Genomic DNA, 23,789 nt, shown 5'->3' with positions numbered 1-23,789 from the left:
AACTCCTGTTCTTATGTTTATAACTGCGTAGCTTGAATGCGTGCGTTCTTGGTGGTGGCATCATGAAACTCTGCTTGCTGCTCACTGCGTAATGCCGATAGCAGCCGGGCTTGCTGGGCGCGGGCCTGACTCAGAAAGCGTTCCTTGACCGGGCCGTAGCCACGAACAATGTCTGGCAGGTTGGCCAGCTCTACGGCGGTTTGCAGTTTCTCGGCGGTCAACTTGTCGAGCACCTCGTCAAGAATGCCTTCGTAGGTCGCCAGCCATTCGCGTTCCATCTTGCGCTCGACGGTATAGCCAAAGGGATCAATGACCGAATTACGCAGGAACTTCAGGCGTGCCAGTAGCTTGAAGCTGCGCATCATCCAGGGGCCGAAACTGCGCTTTTTGGGCTCTTCGCCTGGCTTGGCATTGTTCATTATGGGCGGTGCCAGGTGGAAGTTGAGCTTGTAGTTGCCCTCGAACTGCGCTTCGATCTTCTTCATGAAATCGCCGTTGGTATACAGTCGGGCCACTTCGTACTCGTCCTTGGTAGCCAGCACCTTGAAGTAGTTACGTGCGACGGTTTCGGTCAACTTGCCCGGCTCGCCAGCGATCCGCGTTTCAGCCTCGCGGAACTGCTGCACGCGGGCCAGGTATTTTTCGCCCAGCTTGGCGTTCTGATACTCGGTCAAGGTAGTGATACGGCGCTGAATGATCTCATCCAGATTCTGCGACAGTGGTTGCTCTGAGGCTTTGCTGCTGTTGCTGTTGATCAGGCTACGCAGGCGTGGTAAATCAGCGGCGGCGCGGCGCCCCCAATCGAATGCCTTGAGGTTGAACTCGACTGCCGTCCCGTTCAGTTCGATGGCCTGCACCAGCGATTCCTGTGCGACCGGTAGCCAGCCCTTCTGATAGGCGAAGCCGAGCATGAAGGTGTTGGTGGCAATCGAGTCGCCCATCAGTACAGTCGCAATGTGGCTGGCGTCCAGGAAACTGGACTGACCCTCGCCAACCGCTTCGGCGATCTGCGCCGACATGGCCTGGGTGCGGAATTTGGGGTCGGGGTGAGCTTCGAGGTTGCCACTCTCGGCCTGCATGGCAAAGGTGCGCACGAACTCGCTGGTGATGCTTTCATCCGAATTCACCACGGCGTGGGTGACGCCGTGGCGGAGCTTTTCCAGGGTCTCATCGTTGGCACTGACCACCAGATCGCAACCCAGCAACAGACTGGTTTCGCCTGCTGCAATACGCGGTGCATGCAGCTGCGATTGCTCGGCGGCAATGCGGATATGCGACCACACGGCACCGCCTTTTTGCGCCATGCCGGCCATATCCAGATTCAGCACGCCTTTGCCTTCGATGTAGGCGGCCATCCCCAGCAACGCGCCGATGGTTACCACGCCGGTGCCGCCTACGCCCGTGACCAGGATGCTGTAGGGCTGATCCAGTGACGCCATGGGCGGTGTTGGCAGGTGCCATTCATCGGCACTGGTGTTGCCCAGCGCCTTGGCCTTGCGCAGTGCACCGCCTTCCACGGTTACAAAGCTTGGACAAAAGCCCGACAGGCAGGAAAAATCCTTGTTGCACGATGATTGGTCGATGCTGCGTTTCTGGCCGAATTCGGTATCGACGGTTACCACGGACATACAGTTGGATTTGCTGCTGCAATCACCGCAACCTTCGCAAACCGCCGGGTTGATCACCACTCGGCGCACCGGATCAGGGAACTTGCCGCGCTTGCGGCGGCGGCGCTTTTCGGCAGCGCAGGTCTGGTCGTAGACGATGGCGGACACGCCGTCGAATTCGCGCAGTTCCTTCTGCAGCTTTTCCATCTCGTCGCGGTGCAGCACTGGTACGCCGTCGGCCAGATTCTTCACCGATTCGTATTTTTCCGGCTCGTCGGTCACTACGGCAATACGCTTGACTCCCTCGGCGGCCAGTTGCTGGGTGATCTGCGGCACTGTCAGAATGCCGTCGACCGGCTGCCCGCCGGTCATGGCTACGGCATCGTTGTACAGGATCTTGTAGGTGATCTGCACCTTGGCAGCGACCGCTGCGCGTATTGCCAGGATGCCGGAATGGAAGTAAGTGCCGTCGCCCAGATTGGCGAAAACGTGCTTGGTAGTGGTAAATGGTGCCTGGCCGATCCAGGCTACGCCTTCGCCGCCCATCTGGCTGAACGTCTGGGTTTGCGGATAGATCCATGCGGCCATGTAGTGACAGCCGATACCCGCCAGCGCCCGGCTGCCTTCCGGCACCTTGGTAGAGATATTGTGTGGGCAGCCCGAGCAGTAGTGGGGCACCCGGTCCATCAGCGCGCCCAGCACGTTCTTGGTGGCGAGCTGTGCTTCGAGTTGCTGCAAGCGGTTCTGCAATCTGTCGTTCGGACGCAAGCGTAGAATCCGCTTGGCCAAGGCGCGGGCGATATGCGCTGGCGTCAGCTCACTGATGGCCGGTAGCAGCCAATCAGTGTGGGGCATGCTCCACTCACCCTTATCGTCGAACTTACCGACGATGCGTGGCCGTACGTCCTCGCGCCAGTTGTACAGCTCTTCCTTCATCTGGTACTCGATCATGTGGCGTTTTTCTTCCACCACGATGATCTCTTCCAGCCCCTCGGCGAAATGGCGCACGCCTTCGGCTTCAAGGGGCCAGACCATACCCACCTTGTAAACGCGCAGACCCATCTGCTGGGCCTGTTCGGCATCGATGCCGAGGATCTCCAGCGCCTGGCACACGTCCAGGTAGGATTTGCCTGCGGTGATGATGCCGATGCGGGCGTTGGGTGAGTCCATGACCACGCGGTCGATACGGTTGGCGCGGGCATAGGCCAGAGCGGCGTAAAGCTTGTGTTCGAGCAGGCGCTGCTCCTGAGCCAGCGGCGGATCTGGCCAGCGGATGTTCAGGCCGCCTTCGGGAATCTGGAAGTCGGGAATGATCGACTCGACACGAAACGGATCGATATCGACAATCGCTGCGCTTTCAACGGTATCGGCGACGGCTTTCAGCGCTACCCAGCAACCGGAGTAACGGGACATGGCCCAGCCGTGGATGCCGTAATCCAAGTACTCCTGCACGCCAGAAGGTGCCAGCACCGGCATCATTACGGCTTTGAATATATGCTCTGTCTGGTGCGGCAGGGAAGAGGAGCGGGCACCATGGTCATCACCGGCGATGGCCAGCACACCACCAAATTTTGAGGTGCCAGCCGCATTGGCATGCCGGAAGACGTCTCCAGAGCGATCAACGCCTGGCCCCTTGCCGTACCACATGCCGAATACGCCATCATAGGTGGCGCCTTCAAAGATGTTGACCTGCTGGGTGCCCCAGATTGAGGTGGCGGCCAGCTCTTCGTTAACGCCTGGCTGGAAATGGGTGTGGCTCGCTTTCAGGTATTCCCGAGCGCGCCACAGATGCTGATCGAAACCGCCCAAAGGCGAGCCACGATAGCCGGAGACAAAGCCCGCGGTATTCAGTCCCGCAGCCAGGTCCCGCTGGCGTTGCATAAGCGGCAACCGGACCAGCGCCTGGATTCCAGTCATCAGTTGATTGCCGCTTATCTGCGTATACTTGTCGTCAAGCGAGAGGGAAGTTCCCATGGCTGATGATTACCTGTCTTGTTCTGTTTATGGCTACTGCAATGCACGGTAGTACGGCTTGACTGGAGTATATGAAGACCGTCTGGTATCGTAAAATTATAAAAACTAGACGAAGGTATTGGAAAAACAGATGACAAAGAATGATGTTTCGATGCGCCAGTTGCGATACTTCGTTGCGGCTGCAGAGACCGGCCAATTCTCCCAAGCGGCTAGCAAGGTGCATGTATCGCAGTCGGCGATCACTGCTGCGGTCATGCAGTTGGAAGAGCGCCTGGGCGTGAAGCTGTTCGAACGGATGCCCTACGGCGTCAGCCTCACGGCGGAGGGCAACAAGTTCTTGCAGCATGCAAGTCATATTCTCGATACGTTGCAGGATGCACTTAGCGAGCCGTTCTTTCTCAGTCATGCAACCAGCGGGGTGGTGAGGGTAGGGGCCTCTTACACTGTGTTGGGTTACTTCCTGCCGAACCTGCTGGCGCGGTTCAAGCGTAATTATCCGGATGTCGAGATTGATCTGATTGATATGGAGCGGAGTAGCATCGAGGCCGCCGTCACTTCGGGTGAGCTGGACATGGGTCTGACGGTAATATCCAACGCCAGCGATCTAAGCGGCCTGGAGCGCAGCGTGCTGATCAGATCGCGTCGGCAATTGTGGTTGGCTTCCACCCATCCGCTGATGCAATCGAATTCCATCACTTTGAAAGATGTCGCTGAGCACGCCTATATCATGCCCACGGTCGATGAAGGCGAAATATCGGCTCTGCGCTATTGGCATAGCCAGAACCTGAAGCCGCAAGTGGCCTTTCGCACCTCTTCCATGGAATCGCTCCGTGGGCTGGTGGCCCACGGTTTCGGGGTTACGATTCTATCGGACATGCTGTATCGTGCCTGGTCATTGGAGGGCAAGAAGATTGAAATCCGCCCGCTTACCGACGCCGTGCCACCCATGGAGCTGGGCCTGCTGTGGCGTGAAGGCGCAAGCCTGAACGAAGCTGCCAGCGCCTTTCAGCAATTCCTCATTCATGCTTGCGGATCCTGAGCAGGCAGTGTCCCGCCAGGCGACACCTTATTCGATCAGGTGCTCACTCCGTGAGCGAGGAGTTTTCCCTTCGCTGCCGAATGGATTCGGCGAAATCGCGCTTTAATGTAGGGAAGTAGGCAATCTGCCCACCCATACCGCCGGCAATATCGATAGAGGCACCGCTGATAAAACTCGCGTAATCACTGGCGAGAAACAGCGCCATGCCGGCCACGTCTTCAGGTCGGCCGTAGCGCCCGAGCGGGACTACCTTCATGACCATCTCGTCGAATTCCTCTCGGGTTACCCCCAGCCCCATCTCCCTGAAGTGTCGATCCCACTGACCGGTATCAATCCAGCCCATATTCAACGAGTTGACCAATATGTTGTCTTTGGGCAGCGACATGCCGAGCGACTTTGACAGGGCTACACAGGAGGCTCGATTGATCACTGATGGGATGCCTTCTGGCGTGGGGATCACGCCCGCCAGCGCATTGATCTCGATGATCCTGCCCCAGCGCTGATTGCGCATGAAGGGTACAACAGCCTGAACAAAACGAAAGTGACCCATCTGCAGTACGTTGGCATGCTCAATAATGGCCTCGGTCGTCAGCGTGTCCAGGTTGCCACCCTTGCCCTGGCCAGCATTGTTGACCAATACATCTACCCCGCCCCAGGCTTCCGTGACCTCAGCAACGAAAGCGTTCACTGAAGTGGTATCTGTCACATCCACCGAGCGGGCAATGACGGCGCTCGCGCTAGCTTCCAGTTCCTGCCCTGTAGCAGTGACTGCCTGCAGATTTCTGGCGCAGATCGCGACGCGGGCACCCTCCGCTGCAAAGGCGGTGGCAATTGCCTTGCCGATCCCGCGCGATGCGCCAGTGACAATCACGCGTTTGTCGCTAAGATCAATATTCATACATTCTCCTTGATGATGCATGTAAACCGGAAATGGCAGCTGAATCGCTTATAAGCCCTGCTTCTGAGGCTTCTATCGGCTGAGCTGACTCTCGTTAGATTGTGATAAACCAAAAAAGAAAGACATAAATTGAACAGAACTCTATGTTATGTTTACTTAAAGGCGGTTGGCAAACCACCAGCCGAGGTTTGTACACCCGCTTGGAGTGATTCAGCGAGTAGGGGTGAGGTTCTTGAAGCAAAGAAACTGGTCGCCTGTCAGTCTGTATAGAGAATTGCAATCTTGATGTGGAATCATGGGGATTCTTAGGTTAGGATAAAAAGCGCTGAACAGAGCGCGACGGATCCAGCCGATGGATGCATGATGGAGAGATCGGGACGCGGCGCTGCAGCAAAACGCGGAAGGTTTCATAAGCCATTGAAAATAAAAACAAAGGAAGACCGATGAACGTTAAAAACAAACTTGGGCGAAGCACCCTGGCTCGCAGCGCGCTGGCTCTTGCGGTCGTAGCAGCAACAGGCAATGTGTCTGCCATGCAGATAGATCTGGGTAATCCTGACATCCGTTTACGCTGGGATAACACCGTTCGTTACAACCTGGGCATCCGTGCGGAGAGCCAGGACAGCAGTATCATGAACAACCCGAATTTTGACGAATCCAACGGAAAATTTGACCGGGGCGACATAGTTACAAACCGTCTTGATGTGTTGACTGAAATCGATCTTGCTTATAAATGGCATTTTGGTGCGCGGGTCAGTGCTGCTGGCTGGTATGACGATGCATACAGTGATCGCTCGGTCGAAAGTAATGTTCCGGGCTATTCGACCAGCTATCGTAATGATCGCTACAGCTCTGAAGTCGAGCGCTACGTTTATGGTCCCTCCGGTGAAATTCTCGACGCTTTTGTATGGGCCAACTTCCACATCGGTAATGCGCCGGTCAACGTTAAGGTTGGTAAACACACAAATTACTGGGGGGAGGGTCTGCTATTCGGTGCCCACGCCATCGCTTATTCGCAAGCCCCCACGGATGCAGTTAAAGCGGTAACCAGTCCGGGCATCGAGACCAAGGAGGTCTTTCTGCCTATTGGCCAGGTTTCGGCCAAGGCGCAGGTGACCGATTCGCTGTCCATTTCCGGACAGTACTTCTACGAGTGGGATTACACCCGCTTTCCGTTCGGCGGAACCTATTTCGGTGCGGCCGATCCCTTCTTCGAAGGGCCTGATCGTCTGCCTGCGGCACCCGGTTTCGATCTTGCTCGTGCTGATTCCAAGTTTGGGCGAGATAGCGCGAACTGGGGCATCATGGGTCGTTACGACATCCAGAGTGCTGGCGTGACGCTCGGTGCCTACTATCGGGAGTTCGATGATTATCAGGCCTGGTTGTCGCCGCAGATCGATATGGACGCATTGGAATATCGTTTGGTCTACCCGCGCAACGTCAAGCTATTTGGCTTGAGTTATGCGGGCAACATCAGCTCTGCTTCCATCGGCGCGGAAATTTCCTACCGGAAGGACGGTGCGCTGAACGCTACGGGCATCAGCGCGCTTGATAATGAAGGGCCGCGCGGTGACACCATTCACATGGTGTTGAATGCTGTTTATGGTGTGCCCCGTTACTGGCTGGCTGACAATTCCACGCTGGTAGCCGAATTGGCTTTCAGCCATCTTGATAAAGTGACGCACAACGAGGAGTTATACAAAGGTAGAGGCTACGATGCCTGTACCGACTTGCGTACGCCGGGCGTTGCCGGTTCCGGGGGCAAGGAGGATGGCTGCTCAACCCGCAACTATGCTGCCATGGCAGTAAACTACACCCCGCAGTATCTGGCTGTTCTGCCTTCCTGGGATCTGGATCTTCCTGTTACCTTGAACTATGGCCTGTATGGTAACGCGGCAAGCGCGGGCGGTGGATCTGAAGGTGCCTTGGCTTGGTCCGTGGGTGCAAAAATGACCTACCAGCAAAGTCATGAGTTTACCCTGCGTTATGCGGACACGTCTGCGAAGGAAAAACATACGCTGAATGCCAACGGTGACAGAATGACCAGCGCAGGTGGTACGGACCGGGGTTGGGTCTCTTTTACTTACCGGACCTCGTTTTAATAAACATAAGAACGGAGAACGTCTATGAAATTCCAACTCGCTTTCGGCTTGGTTCTCAGTGGAGTGTCAGCCTTTGCAATAGCTGCCGTTTCACCTGAGGAAGCAGCCGAGCTCGGCAAGTCGCTGACCTTGACCGGCGCTATTCAGGCCGGAAATGAGGCGGGAACCATTCCTGCCTTCGAGGGTGGGCTGCGCGAGGCACCTGCTGGCTTCGAGCCGGGCAGTGGTTACTGGGTAAACCCGTTCAAGGATGAACAGCCTCTTTTTCGCATTGATGCCAGCAATTATGCTCAACATGCGGACAAGCTGAGTGAGGGCCAGATTGAGCTGCTGAAGAGAAATCCTGAGTATTATATGGATATCTTTCCGACACACCGCACCGCAGCTCTGCCGCAGGAAGTTCTAGACGCATCCGTTCGCAACGCAACCGAATGCTCCACCCTCAAGGACGGGCTCGCTCTTGATCCCGCCTGCCGGGGTGGAGTCCCTTTCCCGATCCCGAAGACGGGGAATGAGGTGATGTGGAACCAGCAGGTGCGCTACAACGACGGAAAGTTTGGCACTACCACCTCGTCGTCGAACAGCTGGATCGTCGCGTCAAATGGCTCGGTAACTAAGGCGTCGGAACAGGCAACCTTTGTCGAGCGGCCGTTCTACCAGATGGATGTGCCCGGTCGTGACGAGCAGATGTACACGCGGGTGTACTCGGTCACCAAGGAACCGGCCCGTCGAGCTGGTGAAATGACCGGCTATACGGATTTTCTCGACCCTACCAGTCGAGCACGACGCGCGTGGAGTTATACCCCAGGGCAGCGTCGCGTCAAACTTGCTCCAGAATTTGCCTATGACACACCGGTTGCCAGCATGGGCGGGATCGAGTTGTTCGATGAGCTGTTCATGTTCTCGGGTATGCAGGATCGCTTCGACTTCAAATTGGTCGGCAAGAAAGAGATGTATATCCCGTATAACAACTACGAGCTGTATTTTGACTGCAATGCCGATACTCAGCTGATGGCATCACATCTGAATCCAGAGTGTGAACGCTGGGAGCTGCACCGCGTCTGGGAAGTGGAAGCGACGCTGAAAGAAGGTCGTCGTCATGTCTACAGCAAACGAACCTACTACCTCGATGAAGACACCTATGGCGCCGGTCTGTATGACGCTTGGGATCAGAGTGGTCAGCTTTATCGATCCATGATGCTGGGTGGTGTTCAGTTCTATGATCACGATATTCCCTACATCGTCAAACATGTCATTTATGACTTCAATCGAGGCATGTATGGCTTGATCAATGACGCTCTGTCCGGTGGCTACAAGGTGCTCGAATCACCTCGGTCCGAGCGAGAGCTGAATCCTGAAGCCATCGTTTCTCGAGAAAGCGTACGGTAACTCAAGCAGTCACGGTGCGGTCCCAGGGGGAGCGCTACCGGGAACAGCTGTCGCCACTCGGCGACGCTGTTCAAGCCCAAGACGCGTCTGGATTATTGAGGATAAGAATAATGACTATATCCTGCTGGTTGAAATATCCCCCAGCCACGAGATCGATCTCTCTCGCAACTGCCTGCTTCCTGTGTCTTGGGTTGGGTTCCTTTTCAGTCCTGGCCTCCGAAACGAAAAGCGAGTCTTCACGCGGTCTCCATGATCCGCTTGAGCAGCCTTCCATCATTCAGGATCTGAGCCGTCCCCAGCCCGCTGTGGCAATAGCGCAGGCCGGCGGCAATCTTGTCAGTGTGGGGCTGCGCGGATTGATCATGATTTCCAGCGATGGCGGTAACAGCTGGAGCCCCTCCACCAGTCCCGTGGCCAGTGATCTCGTGCAGGTACATTTTCGTGATGAGCTGCATGGCTGGGCTGTCGGGCATGATTCCGTTCTGCTCGCCACAACTGATGGCGGCAAATCGTGGGAAGTTCGGTTGGACGGTCGTAGCTTGGTGACGCTGTTGAGAGAGCACTATTCCACCGCTGCTGGCATCGATGAGTATGAAGCTGAAAGCCTACTGGGAGAAGTAGATCTGGCTCTGAGCACCTCGTCCGATCCCGATGTCATGGCCACGCCTTTTCTGGATGTGTTCATCAACGACAACGGAGAAGGCTTTCTGCTGGGTGCTTTTGGCATGCTGCTACACACCATTGATGACGGTATGACGTGGCAGCCATGGATCGAGCGCACCGAAAACGAGCGGCGCATGCATTTGTACAGTATCGATATGCACGGTGAGCAAGCTTACATAAGCGGTGAGCAGGGTCTGGTCATGCGCTTGGATCGGGGGCTGGGTCGTTTCGTCCGGGTAGAAACGCTCTATACCGGTACTTTTTTTGGAGTGCACGTACGTGACGGTCTGGTCATGGCGTACGGTCTGCGGGGCAATTTGTATGTCAGCAGAAATGAGGGCCTGAGCTGGGATCGAGTGGACACTCAACAGCAGGCCAGTCTGGTGGATTGCCTGGAAGACGGCCCCAACCACTTTATATTGGTTAGTCAGCGCGGAGAGTTGATACGACTCGATTCCCGTAATCTCGAAACGGCCAGACTGGAAGTGCCCTTCAGCGGAGAGGTGTCCTCTGCGGCCATGGTGGACGGTTCAAGAGAGTTGATGGTTACTCAATTCTCCGGCGTCCGAAAGATTGATATCAGCAAACTCAATTAGTTAATGCCGGTATCAGGTAATTGATGGTAGTACCACGCCGCTACTACCCTCCTTATCAAGAGAACAGGGTGGCTGGCTCAGGAACGCTTATTGGTATCAATGAAGTTTTCATCCAGGACGCACTGACGCTACATGTCTTGTATGTGCACTAAGGCCTTTGGAGAAAGAAATGGTCGAATTGAGTAATAACAATAACGGGATGCCGGTAGTACGTGACCTACAAGACTTCGACAAAAGCTCGGGTGGCCTGTTTGAGCGCATTATTTTTCATAATCGGATGCTGGTTCTTCTGAGTTGTGTTCTGATAACCATTGTGCTGGGCAGCTTTGCCACGAAGCTGGATGTCAATGCCAGTTTCGAACGCATGATTCCGGTTAATAATCCCTATATCCAGAATTACCTCGAACACAAGAACGAGCTCCCGGGCCTGGGTAATAATATTCGCGTGGTGGTTAGCAGCAAGAGTGGAGATATTTATGACCCGGAATATCTGCAGGTGTTGCAGGACGTAAATGACACGCTTTATCTGATTCCCGGCATTGACCGATCCTGGATGCGATCACTGTGGATGCCTATCGTACGGTGGCGCGAAGTCACTGAAGAAGGCATCAGCGGCGGTGCGGTCATGCCTTCTGATTACGACGGTAGCCTAGCGAGTATCAGCGCGCTGAGACGTAATATTACGCGTGCAGGGTTGTTGGGTAGCCTGGTCGCCAATGACTCAAGATCCAGCATGATCCTGGCGCCTCTGTTGGAAACCCATCCCCAGACCGGCGAGCCCTTGGATTACAGTGAGTTCTCGAAACAGTTAGAGGAGAAGATCAGGTCATTTGAAAGCGACAGCGTGGGGATTCATATCGTCGGCTTCAGTAAACTGGTCGGTGATCTGATCGAAGGACTTCAGGCGGTAATGATGTTCTTCGGCATATCCGTGCTGGTGGCCGCGCTCTTTGTGTATCTGTATACCCACTGCGTTCGCAGTACCCTGTTACTGGTGAGTATAGCGGTGACGGGGGTTGTCTGGCTTCTCGGGCTGATGCAGTTGCTCGGCTATGAGCTGGATCCCTATTCCATTCTGGTACCCTTCCTGATCTTCTCGATAGGCCTTTCCCACGGCACCCAGAAAATGAACGGGATCCTGCAGGATATCGGCCGCGGAACCCATAAGTATGTCGCTGCGCGTTATACCTTCCGACGGCTGTTTCTGACCGGGTTGACAGCACTGCTGGTAAACGTAGTGGGGTTCGCCGTTCTGGCCATCATCGATATTCCTGTTATCCGGGACTTGGCGCTGACAACCAGTATCGGTGTCACGGTTCTGATCTTCACCAAACTCATTCTGATTCCGGTTGCCTTGTCATACATAGGCGTCAGCAAGAAAGCGGCGCGGATTGCTATCGAAAAAGACAAGAACATACAGCAGAACCGCAGCTGGCAGGGCAGGGTGTGGCAAGGCCTGAACAAGTTTACTGAACGCAAGTGGGCAATCGCTGCGGTGTGCGTCTCGTTGCTGGTAACGGTAGTCAGCTCTGCTGTTATGCTGGATCTGAAGATAGGTGATCTGGATCCGGGTGCGCCGGAGCTGCGTCCGGACTCGCGCTACAACCTGGATAATGCTTTCATCACGACCAACTATGGTCTGTCCAGCGACCAATTCGTGGTCATCATGAAGACCGATCCCGATGGATGTCGTTTCTTTGGGCCACTCCAGACCATGGATAAGCTTGCCTGGCGCCTGCGGCAGACCGAGGGGGTACAGACAACCACCTCACTGGCCGACACTGTCCGTTTCATGACCTCAGGTATGGCTGAAGGTAGCGCCAAATGGCTGACCATCAGCCGAGATCAGGCGATTACCAATGCCTCGGTCGATGCCGCTATGATTTCCTCGCCAGGTACTACCAATCAGGACTGTTCAGTTACCCCCCTGATTGCCTATCTGACCGACCACAAGGCCGATACGCTGACCGGGGTGTTGAATGAAGTCGAGGACTTTGCTGCGAAATTCAATACCGGGCCGGACGCCGAGCGGCCGGTAGAGTTTCTGCTGGCAGCGGGTAATGCAGGTATCGAGGCGGCAACCAACATCGAAGTTCGCCGTGGCATCCTGGTCATGTATTTCGCCGTATACGGTGCCACTGCGTTGCTGTGTCTCATCACCTTCCGCAGCATCCGCGCGACCCTGGTTGCGCTTATCCCGCTGATCATGACCACCATCATCTGTAAAGCACTGATGGTCTGGCTGGGTATCGGTCTCAAAGTTGCCACCCTTCCGGTCATGGCGGTAGGCGTGGGTGTAGGCGTCGATTACGCGCTCTATCTGCTCAGTGTGCAGCTGGCCGTCCAGGCTCGCGGCGAGTCGTTGGCTGTAGCCTACCGCCGCTCGCTGGATTTCACCGGGAAAGTGGTGGCACTGATCGGTTTGACTATGGCGGCAGGTGTAATCACCTGGGCATGGTCACCCATCAAGTTCCAGGCTGACATGGGCATTCTGCTGACGTTCATGTTCCTGTGGAACATGCTCGGTGCCCTGATCCTGATTCCTGCCCTGTCTCACTTTCTGCTCAGAAACGTGGGTACGGAGAACCACAAAGGTGGCGAAGTTGCGTCGCCGGCGGAAGCGCCCGTCGAGCCGTCAGCATCCGGACCGGGACGCTACAAGCAGGAGCTGGTGAACACTAACTGAAATGCAGCGCTAGGGAATGGCGCTTTCAACCTAACCCTGGATTTTATTCGCTCCCGTAAGAGATGGAGATAAAGATGTTCGAATTGCTGATGAGCGCCGACATGATGGTGCCAGACCCAGACGGTATGACTGAGTTGCTGGTCGACAAGCTGGGAATATACAAACATGAGCGCTGGCGCCAGGCTTTTGATGACCATCCGTACATTGCTCATTTTCTGCGGGTTCACAAATCACTGGCGGTGTCGCCGACCCGCGTCGAGCCACAATGGCATCTTGATCGTCCGAACCCCGGTGATCCGATGTTTCACGATTTTCTGGAAAGTCTGAAGGAGTATCAGGGACGCCACCGCCCAATGCTTACTCATTCCATCGTGCTTTCGCTGCATGGCGACAAGTTCGACGCGCTGGTCAGCAAGCTGATGCGTAGACGGCTTCCATTCCGTATGGCGCAGCGCACTCCCGACATGCCGTTTGACCGTCTGTGGCTCGGTGCCTCTCCTGAGAAACCTTTCTATGACCCCATCGTCGATGGTGGCTTGTGCATAGAAATCATGCCTATGGAGCCGCTGCAGATGCCAGCTGAAACCTTCTCGGTGCCCGCTCCGCAGCCCCGTGATTTGAAGCCCGGTGATATGGTGCGTGTGTCTGCCCGTGGCTATCTGGTGCGCGACCTTAACGAGACGCTTCGCCGTTGCTCTGCGAATCTCGACTGGGAACCCTCGGGCCCCGTCGAGCTTATCGAAGGCGAAGGATACCGCCGTGCGCGCATGGGCTTTACCCTGGCGAACAGCGCCACGCTGGACATCATTGAAGCGACTCGCTGGAACAGCGACGCAGGACTCTACCTCAACAGTTGGGGGCCGGGGCCTTATTACATTCGTATTGCAGTGAATGACCTGGCTGCCAAGGCCGAAGACCTCCGGGCTCGGGGCACGGCATTCAGCTGGATCGACTCATGCGATGCGGTGGGCGGAAAGTCGCTGATCAGGATTGATCCCTCTGAACTCAGAGGGCAGTTGTTCGAGTTCGAGGAATGCTGATATGAGCACTAAAGAAAGCCTGCCCGAAGTAATCAACGAAGCAGTGCAGATGCACTGTAACGGATCCGTGGGATGGGTAGTGCTCACCCGTCCTGGTCAGATCAACGCCATCAACGACGCTATCCGTGCAGGTGTACCAGCGGCCCTCGAACGCCTGGAGAATGACCCCAGGATTCATGTCATAGTGATCCGTGGTGAAGGCCAGCGAGGGTTTTGCGCCGGGGCAGACATCAAGGAAAAGCGCGCTCTTGAGACTTCCATTCAAGTGCGCAAGCGTATGGAGGATGCCCGCTGGATCGAGGCGGTCGATGCGGTCAGTAAACCGGTTATCGTCGCAATTCACGGATACTGCATGGGTGGCGGCCTCGAACTCGCGCTAGCCTGTGATATCCGTTTCGCGTCGCCCGATGCGGTGCTCGCGTTGCCGGAAACCGGTCTGGGATTGATTCCCGGCGGCGGCGGAACGCAGCGATTGTGCCGAGTGGTAACGCCGGGTCATGCGTTTGATCTGCTTCTTACGGGCGAACGTCTGGATGCTGAAAGGGCATGGCAGATCGGGCTGGTATCCCGTGTCGCTAAAAGCCCCGAGACCCTGCTCGAGGAAGTATCAGCGCTGGCGTTGCAGATCTCTGGCAAATCACCTATGGCCTCGGTGTATGCAAAAAGAGCAGCGCGCGCTGCCTTGGAAGTCGAATTGAAGAAGGGCCTGGATCTCGAACTGGATCTTTTTTCGTTGCTGGCCACCACCAAGGACGCCAAGGAGGCAGCGCTGGCCTTTGCCGAGCGTCGAGCGCCACAGTTCACCGGTGAGTGAAGCGGATCATCTCGTATAAAGACAAGAGAACAATAAAATGACAACAGACAAGCTCAAGGATCGTGTAGCAATCATCACCGGTGCGGGAGGCGGTCTGGGCGCTGAGTGCGCACGGGTGCTAGCCTCCCATGGCGCAGCAGTTGCGATCGTCGATATCAATCAGGAAGCGGCGGAGAGTGTCGCGGCAGAGATCGAATCAGCCGGTGGTCAGGCTATTGCCTTGCGCACCGACGTATCCAGTGAAGACGACGTCAAGGCAATGGTAGAGCAGGTGATGAGCCGATTTGGCCGCATCGACGTGCTGCATAATAACGCTGCGGTTCTGGACGTGGGCCAGCGTCAGAAGGATCGCGATATCTGTAACTTGGACATGGATGCTTTTGATTGCGCCGTCGCAGTCAATTTGCGCGGTGCCGTTCTGTGTTCCAAGCATGTCATCCCGGTGATGCTGAAACAGGGCAAAGGCTCGGTAATTTTCGCCACCTCTGGACTGGGTGCCCAGGGAGATCTGTCCCTGACGGGCTACGCGACAACCAAGGCAGCGCTGAACATGCTGCCCAAGCTGGTAGCGGCGCAGTATGGCAAGCTGGGTGTGCGTGGAAATGCGGTTCAGATTGGCTTGGCACCTGCAGAAAATGCCCACAGCTCCATGCCCCCGGAGTTGCTCAGTATTCTGCGCGACAATCACCTGACCCCTGAACTGGGAACCCCGCGGCAGATCGCTGATGTGGTAGCGTTTCTTGCCTGCGATGAGTCATCCTTCGTGACCGGAACCACCCTGGTAGCAGATGGCGGCTTTGGCAGTCACACCCCGTCGCTCGTGGCGATGCGTGCTTTCTTCGAGCAGTCGGAAGGTCGTACCGGGATGTAATAAGCGGGCGCTGCGTTGGTTGATACGCCTGTACGCCTGAAGTGGGCTACAGGCGTACAGGCTGCTGCATGATGCTGGCAAGAATGAGATTGGCCGAGTGTTCGCGCCAGATTCGCATGCCGTCCTCCGAGGTGGTGTCAAACCCGACGAGAACTGACATGGTGTAATGGTTGGTGAACCCCCCTGACATCAGCAGCGCGGAACTCGCCAGAAGCAGTCGGGCATCAATACCCTGCCTGAACACACCAGTCTCCATTCCACGCTTCAGAACTGCTGAGAACTTGACGACAAGCGCTGGGGATTCACTGGTAAAACTGTTGCTTCTGGTCTCCGACGCGTTATGAAAACGAATACCCTCCAGGGCCAGCGCGCCCAGGTGTGGATCTTTCATATACTGGTCAAAACAGCAATGGAGCAAACTTCGCAGCGCTTCTTCCGGTGGCAGATCATCGATATCAAGCGTGATCAGTTCCTGCATGATCTGCTGCGATGCGTCATCCAGGACGGTTGAAAACAAGACTTCCTTGGAACCGTAATAATGATAGACCAACTGTTTGGTCACCTTGGCTTCGCGGGCGATATCTTCTACCCGGGCGCCTGCAAGACCTTTCAGGGCAAAAATCTGTCTGCCGGCGGCCAGCAGTCGATTCATGGTGTTGCGCTTGCCAGGTTCCGCTCGGGTTGACGGCTTGCTCATCGTATTCCGTCTCCGGTTTCATGGGAAAGTTTCAGTGTAAGTGTCTACAGGATAGAGGATTACAGCCTCGCTGTAATGAGGCTGAGCCTTGCGGGACTCGACAGGGGGGGAGAGTAAATATGGATCTGAATATTGCCAATCGTAAAGCGCTCGTCTGTGCTTCTTCGCGGGGCTTGGGTAGAGCCTGTGCCATCGCCTTGGCTGCTGAAGGGTGCGAGGTCTTCATCAACGGGCGCGATCCCGGTAGCTTGAATGAGGCTGCGATGGCGATTCGCGACTGCACGGGGCGTGAGGTAGTGCAGGTGGTAGCGGATCTCAACACCAGCGTTGGCCGGGAGAAGCTCCTTGCGGCCTGTCCTGCTCCGGATATCCTGGTCACCAATAACGGTGGTCCAGCACCGGGGAAATTTCAGGACTGGGATCTCGAATGCTGGCAACAGGCACTGGAAGCCAATATGCTCAGCGCCATCTTGTTGATCCAGGCCGTGGTTGATGGAATGCGCGAGCGGCGTTTTGGTCGTATCGTCAATATCACCTCCGCCATGGTCAAGTCTCCGCGTTTGCCGATGGGCCTCTCGACAGCAGCCAGGGCTGGTCTCACCGCCTTCTCAAAGGCGCTGTCCGTGGAAGTCATTCGCGACAATGTCACGGTCAATAATCTTTTGCCTGAACGCATTGCGACCGACCGGCTGACCTACATGACCGGTCAGTTGGCAAAGCACAGGAGCATCAGTCTGGATGAGGCGAGAGCCGAGATGCTCAGACCTGTCCCGGCCAGACGATTCGGTACACCTGAAGAGCTCGCCATGGCCTGCGCGTTCCTCTGTTCAGCCCAGGCTGGCTATGTCACCGGGCAGAACCTGCAACTGGATGGCGGCGCCTACGCCGGCTTGATCTGACCTACTCAGCGTTTGCTGCGTTGCTTCCAGTCGGCAGGTGGCGTTTCCTCGGCGTCGAAGTCGAGCTCGACCTCGACGTCATTCGGATCCTTGAAAAATACCTGCCAGGTTCGGTTCTCTCCGGGGGCGCGGATGATGCGGTAACGGACGTTGTGGTCATCGAGCTTGTCGAGCATCGAACCCAGACCAGAGGAAAAAAAAGCCATGTGATCGAGCACACCGCGGCGTGGCTCGGGCATCTGTTCCACTGAAATGACATGCAGCATGGGATGGGAGTCGGCATACAGCCACAGGCCATCCACTGGGAATGGTGGCCGCGGGCCGACTTCGAGTCCGAGAAGGTCCACGTAAAACTGGCGGGTGGCCTCCAGTTGGTCGGTAACAATGGTGAAGTGATCCATTCGAAGTGTCATGGAAGCTCCTGAGTGAGTGCGAGTGAATGCGTGGAACTCATTAAAAGTGCATAAGCGGCGTAGGGACAACAATAAAGAACTGGTCACAGGTATTGCTTTTTTGAATACCAGCTAAAGGGATTTAGTAATTGGCACACAGCGGGCGAAGACTATGCTGAACAGTGATAAGTCATGAAGCCCAATGTTAGGCAATGTTCAGTGTCCACAATAATAATCGCTGAAGGTCGTAACCATGTATTCAGTAAAGTATCTTGAGTATGACCCGTCCAATGTTGGTGAGTTTTGGACAGAGTCCCGCCTGGTCGATGATGGTTTCGATATTCAGATACAGGGTGCCCAGTGGCTAAGTGCAGGAACTGCAGTTATTGAAGCTAAGAACAGCTGTCTGCTGCGTCTGGTGTTGCCCAAAGCGGCCGCTAGCCAATCGAGATATTCAGATAACAAGGGTCGTTTTTCCGGCCGGGACTGTGACTTCCAGTCGCTAGGTCAAGTGCTGTTTCTTCCCCCGGGGACTGAGTTCCAGTTTTACCACGGAGTGTCTCAATTCAAATCGATGATCTGTCTGTTCGATCCCGGCGTACTGGGTCCGTTGGCGGGCATTGAGTGGTGCTGGGAAGACTGCCTCAATGACGGCATGTTGAATTTGAAGAGTAATTATCTACAGGTTTCCATGGAGCGGCTGGCGCAGGAGGTGGCTGCGCCGGGCTTTGCCAGTCAACTGCATACAGAGTGTATGCTGACTGGCATTGCGATGGATCTGCACAGGCAGTTTCTGGGTTCGAGAACGCCAGGTGATTGTCGTGGGAAACTGAGCTTGCAACAGATCAGGCAATTGCGAGAGATGCTCGATGGGGACCCAGAAATGGGCAATTCGGTCGCGAAACTTGCCCAGATGTGGGAGATGCCACCCCGAAAGTTCTCCATGCTATTCAAGAATACTGTCGGTTTGACTCTGCGCCAGTATGTGGCCCAGAGCCGCATTCGCAAGGCAAAATCGCTGTTGCTTGATCAAAAGGTGCTGATAAAGCAGGTATCCTACCAGACCGGATTCCAGAACCCCGCCTCCTTTGCGGCGGCGTTCCGCAAAGAAGTGGGTATGACGCCCGAGGCATTTCGTCAGGAGATGCGTCGCGTTAACCCCTGAACTAGGCCGTTGCATCAGAGAGCTGGCGTCAGGGCGGTCGGGTGGCGAAACACTGGATAGCTACCCAGACTGAGCAGCATTAGCGGGCCGATGATGAAGCAAGCGGTGCTGAAAGTGAGAAGCCCGGAATAATCTCCGGTGAGGCTGTACAGAGCACCGAACAGTAGAGGTGCCGCCGCCGCCCCGGCGGTGATCAGCCCAAGGTGAATACCGAACAGTCGACCATAGTCACGCATGCCGAAGTAGCGTGCAATCAGGAAGGCGGCAATGTCGAACTCAGCCCCGGCACCAATACCTACCAGCAGGGTTGCCAGGATATACAGCGCCGTGTTGTTGGTGGCCATCGCAAAGATCAGGCAGGCCAGTGCCGGCATCATCAGTGCCACTGCTGCGACCCCGGGTGCCCACAGACGGTCGATCAGATAGCCTACTACCAGCCTGCCCAGTATCAGCGAAATGCCGAAGGCGCTGAAAATCTGCCCGGCTTCCACTGCGCTCAGCCCCCTGTCCTGTAGCAAGGGAATGATGTTGGTAACCAGGCCTACCACACAGGCTACCACCAGTGTCATGGAGAGATTGCATACCCAGAAGCGCCACGAGCGCAGAGCTTCGCTGAGCAGTATGCCACCGGACTCCTGTTGCGCTTTGGGCTGTTCTGCGGCCTTCGCACCATTTCTACTGCTGACCGGCATCAGCCAGCGCAAGGTCAACGGCAGCGCTATAGCCACAGGCAGTACCGACAGGGAAATGAAGCCGGCTTGCCACCCCCAGGTCGACACAGACCAAGTGATCAGCAGTGGCAGCAAAGCAGCGGCCAGTCCGGACCCGCTCAGTATGATCGCCAGCGCCAGCCCACGGTTTTCCACAAACCAGAGATTGACCAGGTGCGACCACGTGATCTGCAAGGTTCCCAGCCCGGCAAGCGGAACGAGGAAGTAGCCAAGATAGAGGCTCCAGATAGTGGTTTGAATCTGAGTGAGGAGAAACAAGCTGACCGATAGCGCGATAAGCGACACGATGGTAACGATGCGCAAGCCGAACTTCAGGTTCACCCACCCAGCGAGCTGGGCGGCGACGATAGTACCGAGCGACAGCGCAGTGATTGCCGCCTGCAGTTCACTGCGGCCCCACCCCATAGCCAGTTCCAGAGGAATCATCATCGCGCTGAAGCTGTACAACAGAAGCGAGCTTGAACTGGTGGCTACGCCTACTGTGGCCAGAATCAGGATCTTCCACCCGAGTTTGAATTCCCTGTTGTCAAAATTTTTCATGTTGTTCATTGCTCATTCAGAGTGATTTCAATCGCGCTATGTGCGGTCAATCGCGGCCAATGAACATGGCCGCCTCGGCGCTTTTGTTGATGACATGTTCACGGCGACGGTCACCGAGTGACAATTCGCCATCCGGCGACTCCAGATCCTGTGGGTGAACAAGGGTTGGGCCATTGGGCAGAGCGGCCAACGCCAGACGCACGATGTCATCGGCCTGGGGCAAGTTCATTGTTGCCGCGTCAGGAATATTCAAACGCTGCATGGTTTCGCGCATCATTGGCGTATCCACCGTACTGATGAGCAGGTTCAGCACATCAACTCCGCGATCCTTCCATTCTGCCCAGAGTGATTCTCCAAGGTTAAGGGAAAATGCCTTGGTGGCCGAGTACATGCCCAGTTTGCGGACACCGCCCAGTGCCGCGTGTGAGCCAACCAGAATCACTCCGCCCTGGCCACGCTCCACCATGCGTTTGCCATAAGTATGGCTCGTTTCCAGTACTGTCTGGGTATTCAGCCGCAGCAGCGACATCCAGCTTTCGGCATCGGTATTGAGGAATTGACTGATAAAAGGGTCGCCGCCGGCGTTATAGATCAACAGACCTATCTGACGCTCGCCGGTAGCCCGCAGCAGTCGAGCCGCGGCATCCGGCGCTGACAGATCCTGAGTTACGATCAGGACTTTAACCCCGTACTCGCCCTCCAGGCTCGATTTCAAAGATTGCAGGGTGTCTTCAGTCCTGGCTACGAGGATGCAGTTCAGGCCTTGCGCTGCGACCTGTCGGGTAAATTCCGAACCGATGCCATGGGAGGCACCTGCTACCAGAGCCCACGGGCCGTAGCGACCTAGGAAATCAGCTTGCTTATTGTTGTTATCGTCAGACATGTTCTGCTCCAGACTAGTAGGGCTACAGTGCTGGCAGGTCAATATGGCTTGCCGATCTGCCGATGGCAGTTTGTCCAAACACCTGCACTCGTCGTTCTATCTGTGAAGCGAAGAGAGCCAACAATGCCAGGTCGTGCTCTGTGCCTGCGGTGGCGACAAAACGTTCCAGGGCTGCCTCCATCTCATCGTGGTGTGCAAAGCTGCACCCCAGCAGAACGCCGGCTTCCTGCATGTCCACAGCCTGGAGTTGATTGATCATGGCGTCAGCTCTCCCCAGATATTCGACGATCTTGCGAACAGCGTTGAGCTTGGTCTGCTGAAATTCGTCCTCGATCTGAACCTGATTGACTGCGTCGGTGAGCATGCTGAGTAGCTCTGCGTTCGGGCCATGTTCCACTATGTTGATTGCGGGGGGCGCAATCTCCGCGCCCATCGCCTCGGCCATCGCGTGAACTACTACCCGGCGCAGGGCAATATCGAACTCAATATAGGTATCATGCGGGTTGCCTGGCTGCGGTGTGGCGACAGTTGCGGAGAACTGCATGGCGCTGACGGTAGAGAACAAGGCAGTATGGAAACGCACCACGTCGGGTTCGGGCTTCTCGCCGCTGACTTCCTGGTAGTAGCTATAGAGTTCGCTGAAGGGCCCCCCCAGAGGTTCGTAATTATCGCGCATGCGCGCGGAGGCGAGGTCGGCGAGCGGGTCGCCGATCATCGCGAACTCGAAGTCGTACAGGGTGTTTACCTTGCCGTTCTCGAACAGATACTGGCCTGAATCATACTGAACCAGGCTGGGCTTGATCCGGTGTTGTGGCACGTTGCGGCGCAGCCAGTTGAGGGCGAATTCCAGCAGTGGCTGCGGGCGCGTCTTGTTCCGTTCATACAGTGGATAGTAGGCCTCCAGACCCGCCAGAGAAATCGCTTCGGCGCCATGCGGCAGATCGATTCCCCGTGCGACAAAAGCGTCTAGCGGTAACTTGTGCATTGCTGCCATGGCGTCAATGTACTGCTTGGCCAAACTGAGCCGCTCTGCATTGTCTTTGGCCTGGGATAGATCACGGGTACCTGGCACGTTCTGCATCACGATGGCCTGCGGGTCTTCACAGAAGCCATAGATGCGGGGAGCGGGGATACCTTGTTGCCTGATCAGGGTAAGGATATCCGCTTCGCGACGAAGATCCGGGAACGGGCTGACATCGCCGCCGCGCTCACCGCGTATGTGCAGCTTGATAATCTCATCACCGCGCTTGAGATCCACATTCCAAGCGGGCCGCCAGCGAGGCAGGCGTTCGATGTTGGTAACTCTGCCCTCAAGGAGTTCTTCTACGAACTGGCAGAGTTTCCGTTCTTGCTGTTGATCGGTATTCGTGGTGTCTTGTACGGCCATGTTCATTCGCTGCTCCAAAGCATTCATCGGCAAGTCCGGCTCGTCCGGTTGCCCTTCATAGGTAAGAGGGTGGTGTTCAGGCGTTGGCATCCAGACTTGGCCCGCCGACCTGTTCTAGCGGAACACCTTTCTTTCTTGCCAGATCCGCTGTATCCAGATACTCCCGCCAGGCGGTGATCAGCCCCTGATCATCCAGCTCGTAAACGGCCACCATGGAGTGCGGCATGGGCTTGCCTCCCGACACTGCGTAGTCATCACGCTCGGTCATCACTACGTTGTCGGAGGAGACGATGTTGCGGATTACGCAGTGGTTATGGGTCACATAACTCATTTGCCGAGTGATTTCGTCGCGTAACGCCTGCTTGCCCTGGATAACCGGGCCGCCTGGCACCCAGAGTTGCCAAACAGCGTCCTCGGCCATCATGTCCAGAATGGTCTCCAGCTGCGGCCGTGAAGTTGCTGTACCGTCGCCCCAGGCGGCGCAGAAAGTCCTGATAATCTTTTCCTGTTGCATACCCATGTTTCGCATCTCACCTTGAATGTCTGTTTGTCAGTTGAATGCCGCGCCTGATCAGAGATACGCCCTGACCACTGGAACCATCGGCGTACCACAACTCATGCCACCATCCACGCGCATCAGTGCGCCATTGACGTAGCGTGACTCGTCCGAGGCGAGAAACAGCGCCATGTTAGCGATATCTTCGGGTTCACCTAGCTGCGGCACGTTCTGCAAGTCGAGGAAGGCTTTGGTCATTTGCTCATTGGCCCAGCCTGCCAGGGCCGCAGTGCGGATCACGCCGGGGAGAATGGCGTTGCAGCGGATGCCACGCTTGCCGAAGGTGGTGGCGATGGTTTGCACGTACCAGTTCAATGCTGCCTTGGAAGCGCCATAACTGAACTGCGCCACTTCGCCCGCAATGGAACTGGTAGAGGAGGTAAATATGATTGAGCCTCCCGCTTGATCCAGCATATGCGGTAGCGCATGTTTGCAAGCCAGTACGCCGCCCAGCACATTGACGCGCATATTGGTGTGGAACAGTTCTTCATTGAAATTGATGAAGTCGATATCCCTGGCCGTGTCGGGGTTCTTGTTGACGGCGTTGTTGAACAACACATCGATACGACCATAGGTTTCAATAGTGCTGTCTATCATGTGTTTGATATCGTCCTCCAGGCCGACATCAACTTTTAGCGCTATGGCCTCACCGCCAGTCTCGGTGATGGTCTGGACAACAGCCTCCGCCGCCTGGTTATAGAGGTCGGTAACGACCACCTTGCCGCCTTGAGCGGCAAATGCCAACGCACTGGCGCGTCCTATGCCGCTTCCGGCACCCGTAATAACGGTCACTTTCTCATCGAGTCGCTTCATGTGTGAAGCCCCCTGGAGTCTACTGTGAGATCCCGGAGGCGCACCTC

19 protein-coding genes are annotated in these 23,789 nt (G+C 56.0%); 10 read left to right on the top strand and 9 right to left on the bottom strand.

Annotated features, from left to right (window positions below; all coding sequences use genetic code 11):
* Positions 1-17: 17 nt before the first annotated feature.
* Entirely contained in the window at positions 18-3,581 is a 3,564-nt protein-coding gene (locus H6X51_RS11640; protein WP_185267659.1) for an indolepyruvate ferredoxin oxidoreductase family protein, read from the bottom strand.
* A 130-nt stretch (positions 3,582-3,711) separates the two neighbouring features.
* Between H6X51_RS11640 and H6X51_RS11635 the strand changes: the two genes are divergently transcribed.
* Complete coding sequence (locus tag H6X51_RS11635) at positions 3,712-4,620, top strand: LysR family transcriptional regulator (RefSeq protein WP_074779704.1); 909 nt, start codon at positions 3,712-3,714, stop codon at positions 4,618-4,620.
* Between the two features lie 43 nt (positions 4,621-4,663).
* On the opposite strand, the gene H6X51_RS11630 is transcribed toward H6X51_RS11635, so the two are convergent.
* A complete protein-coding gene (locus H6X51_RS11630; protein WP_185267658.1) occupies positions 4,664-5,518 on the bottom strand; it encodes an SDR family oxidoreductase in 855 nt (284 codons plus the stop codon).
* 443 nt (positions 5,519-5,961) lie between these two features.
* Between H6X51_RS11630 and H6X51_RS11625 the strand changes: the two genes are divergently transcribed.
* The 7 genes from H6X51_RS11625 to H6X51_RS11595 all read left to right on the top strand — a co-directional run bounded on the left by H6X51_RS11625 (position 5,962) and on the right by H6X51_RS11595 (position 15,679).
* On the top strand, positions 5,962-7,620 hold the full coding sequence (locus H6X51_RS11625) for a DUF1302 domain-containing protein (RefSeq protein ID WP_074779700.1): 1,659 nt from the start codon (positions 5,962-5,964) through the stop codon (positions 7,618-7,620).
* A gap of 24 nt (positions 7,621-7,644) precedes the next feature.
* Complete coding sequence (locus tag H6X51_RS11620) at positions 7,645-9,009, top strand: DUF1329 domain-containing protein (protein WP_185267657.1); 1,365 nt, start codon at positions 7,645-7,647, stop codon at positions 9,007-9,009.
* Between the two features lie 110 nt (positions 9,010-9,119).
* A complete protein-coding gene (locus H6X51_RS11615) occupies positions 9,120-10,268 on the top strand; it encodes a WD40/YVTN/BNR-like repeat-containing protein (protein WP_185267656.1) in 1,149 nt (382 codons plus the stop codon).
* Between the two features lie 169 nt (positions 10,269-10,437).
* Positions 10,438-12,954, top strand: coding sequence for an efflux RND transporter permease subunit (locus H6X51_RS11610; protein WP_221627323.1), 2,517 nt, complete (start codon positions 10,438-10,440; stop codon positions 12,952-12,954).
* Between the two features lie 74 nt (positions 12,955-13,028).
* The gene (locus tag H6X51_RS11605; RefSeq protein WP_074779692.1) at positions 13,029-13,994 is read left to right on the top strand and encodes a VOC family protein; all 966 of its coding nucleotides are present in this window, start codon (positions 13,029-13,031) and stop codon (positions 13,992-13,994) included.
* 1 nt (position 13,995) lies between these two features.
* Positions 13,996-14,808, top strand: coding sequence for an enoyl-CoA hydratase/isomerase family protein (locus tag H6X51_RS11600; protein ID WP_185267655.1), 813 nt, complete (start codon positions 13,996-13,998; stop codon positions 14,806-14,808).
* 37 nt (positions 14,809-14,845) lie between these two features.
* Positions 14,846-15,679, top strand: a complete 834-nt coding sequence (locus tag H6X51_RS11595) for an SDR family NAD(P)-dependent oxidoreductase (RefSeq protein ID WP_185267654.1) — start codon at positions 14,846-14,848, stop codon at positions 15,677-15,679.
* Between the two features lie 46 nt (positions 15,680-15,725).
* On the opposite strand, the gene H6X51_RS11590 is transcribed toward H6X51_RS11595, so the two are convergent.
* Positions 15,726-16,376, bottom strand: coding sequence for a TetR/AcrR family transcriptional regulator (locus H6X51_RS11590; protein ID WP_185267653.1), 651 nt, complete (start codon positions 16,374-16,376; stop codon positions 15,726-15,728).
* Positions 16,377-16,495: 119 nt separating this feature from the next.
* On the opposite strand from H6X51_RS11590, the gene H6X51_RS11585 reads away from it, so the two are divergent.
* Positions 16,496-17,275 (top strand): SDR family oxidoreductase, encoded by a 780-nt coding sequence (locus tag H6X51_RS11585; RefSeq protein WP_074779684.1) that lies wholly within the window; start codon positions 16,496-16,498, stop codon positions 17,273-17,275.
* Between the two features lie 5 nt (positions 17,276-17,280).
* Here H6X51_RS11585 and H6X51_RS11580 read toward each other — a convergent pair whose 3' ends face one another.
* Positions 17,281-17,688 carry a VOC family protein gene (locus tag H6X51_RS11580; protein WP_185267652.1) on the bottom strand — a complete coding sequence of 136 codons (408 nt, stop codon included), beginning with the start codon at positions 17,686-17,688 and terminating at the stop codon, positions 17,281-17,283.
* A gap of 232 nt (positions 17,689-17,920) precedes the next feature.
* On the opposite strand from H6X51_RS11580, the gene H6X51_RS11575 reads away from it, so the two are divergent.
* Positions 17,921-18,832: a helix-turn-helix domain-containing protein gene (locus tag H6X51_RS11575; RefSeq protein WP_185267651.1), complete on the top strand. Its 912-nt coding sequence runs from the start codon at positions 17,921-17,923 to the stop codon at positions 18,830-18,832.
* 14 nt (positions 18,833-18,846) lie between these two features.
* Here the strand turns inward: H6X51_RS11575 and H6X51_RS11570 are convergent, their stop codons facing one another.
* The 5 genes from H6X51_RS11570 to H6X51_RS11550 form a co-directional block, all read right to left on the bottom strand.
* Positions 18,847-20,103: an MFS transporter gene (locus tag H6X51_RS11570; protein ID WP_074779771.1), complete on the bottom strand. Its 1,257-nt coding sequence runs from the start codon at positions 20,101-20,103 to the stop codon at positions 18,847-18,849.
* A 46-nt stretch (positions 20,104-20,149) separates the two neighbouring features.
* The gene (locus H6X51_RS11565) at positions 20,150-20,986 is read right to left on the bottom strand and encodes an SDR family NAD(P)-dependent oxidoreductase (RefSeq protein WP_185267650.1); all 837 of its coding nucleotides are present in this window, start codon (positions 20,984-20,986) and stop codon (positions 20,150-20,152) included.
* Between the two features lie 22 nt (positions 20,987-21,008).
* Complete coding sequence (locus H6X51_RS11560; protein WP_185267649.1) at positions 21,009-22,379, bottom strand: phosphotransferase family protein; 1,371 nt, start codon at positions 22,377-22,379, stop codon at positions 21,009-21,011.
* A gap of 70 nt (positions 22,380-22,449) precedes the next feature.
* The gene (locus H6X51_RS11555) at positions 22,450-22,893 is read right to left on the bottom strand and encodes a nuclear transport factor 2 family protein (RefSeq protein ID WP_074779676.1); all 444 of its coding nucleotides are present in this window, start codon (positions 22,891-22,893) and stop codon (positions 22,450-22,452) included.
* 51 nt (positions 22,894-22,944) lie between these two features.
* A complete protein-coding gene (locus H6X51_RS11550; RefSeq protein WP_074779674.1) occupies positions 22,945-23,742 on the bottom strand; it encodes an SDR family NAD(P)-dependent oxidoreductase in 798 nt (265 codons plus the stop codon).
* Positions 23,743-23,789: the final 47 nt, after the last annotated feature.

This window comes from Halopseudomonas xiamenensis (assembly GCF_014219065.1).
GTDB lineage: Bacteria > Pseudomonadota > Gammaproteobacteria > Pseudomonadales > Pseudomonadaceae > Halopseudomonas > Halopseudomonas xiamenensis.
This window is presented reverse-complemented; position numbering and strand designations above follow the sequence as displayed.

Excerpts from the sequence above, each read along its gene's own strand:
- H6X51_RS11570 (WP_074779771.1), bottom strand. The coding sequence starts at position 20,103 with ATGAAAAATTTTGACAACAGGGAATTCAAACTCGGGTGGAAGATCCTG.
- H6X51_RS11620 (WP_185267657.1), top strand. The coding sequence starts at position 7,645 with ATGAAATTCCAACTCGCTTTCGGCTTGGTTCTCAGTGGAGTGTCAGCC.
- H6X51_RS11600 (WP_185267655.1), top strand. The coding sequence starts at position 13,996 with ATGAGCACTAAAGAAAGCCTGCCCGAAGTAATCAACGAAGCAGTGCAG.
- H6X51_RS11615 (WP_185267656.1), top strand. The coding sequence starts at position 9,120 with ATGACTATATCCTGCTGGTTGAAATATCCCCCAGCCACGAGATCGATC.
- H6X51_RS11630 (WP_185267658.1), bottom strand. The coding sequence starts at position 5,518 with ATGAATATTGATCTTAGCGACAAACGCGTGATTGTCACTGGCGCATCG.
- H6X51_RS11550 (WP_074779674.1), bottom strand. The coding sequence starts at position 23,742 with ATGAAGCGACTCGATGAGAAAGTGACCGTTATTACGGGTGCCGGAAGC.
- H6X51_RS11565 (WP_185267650.1), bottom strand. The coding sequence starts at position 20,986 with ATGTCTGACGATAACAACAATAAGCAAGCTGATTTCCTAGGTCGCTAC.
- H6X51_RS11635 (WP_074779704.1), top strand. The coding sequence starts at position 3,712 with ATGACAAAGAATGATGTTTCGATGCGCCAGTTGCGATACTTCGTTGCG.
- H6X51_RS11555 (WP_074779676.1), bottom strand. The coding sequence starts at position 22,893 with ATGGGTATGCAACAGGAAAAGATTATCAGGACTTTCTGCGCCGCCTGG.
- H6X51_RS11590 (WP_185267653.1), bottom strand. The coding sequence starts at position 16,376 with ATGAGCAAGCCGTCAACCCGAGCGGAACCTGGCAAGCGCAACACCATG.
- H6X51_RS11560 (WP_185267649.1), bottom strand. The coding sequence starts at position 22,379 with ATGAACATGGCCGTACAAGACACCACGAATACCGATCAACAGCAAGAA.
- H6X51_RS11640 (WP_185267659.1), bottom strand. The coding sequence starts at position 3,581 with ATGGGAACTTCCCTCTCGCTTGACGACAAGTATACGCAGATAAGCGGC.
- H6X51_RS11605 (WP_074779692.1), top strand. The coding sequence starts at position 13,029 with ATGTTCGAATTGCTGATGAGCGCCGACATGATGGTGCCAGACCCAGAC.
- H6X51_RS11575 (WP_185267651.1), top strand. The coding sequence starts at position 17,921 with ATGTATTCAGTAAAGTATCTTGAGTATGACCCGTCCAATGTTGGTGAG.
- H6X51_RS11580 (WP_185267652.1), bottom strand. The coding sequence starts at position 17,688 with ATGACACTTCGAATGGATCACTTCACCATTGTTACCGACCAACTGGAG.
- H6X51_RS11595 (WP_185267654.1), top strand. The coding sequence starts at position 14,846 with ATGACAACAGACAAGCTCAAGGATCGTGTAGCAATCATCACCGGTGCG.
- H6X51_RS11610 (WP_221627323.1), top strand. The coding sequence starts at position 10,438 with ATGGTCGAATTGAGTAATAACAATAACGGGATGCCGGTAGTACGTGAC.
- H6X51_RS11585 (WP_074779684.1), top strand. The coding sequence starts at position 16,496 with ATGGATCTGAATATTGCCAATCGTAAAGCGCTCGTCTGTGCTTCTTCG.
- H6X51_RS11625 (WP_074779700.1), top strand. The coding sequence starts at position 5,962 with ATGAACGTTAAAAACAAACTTGGGCGAAGCACCCTGGCTCGCAGCGCG.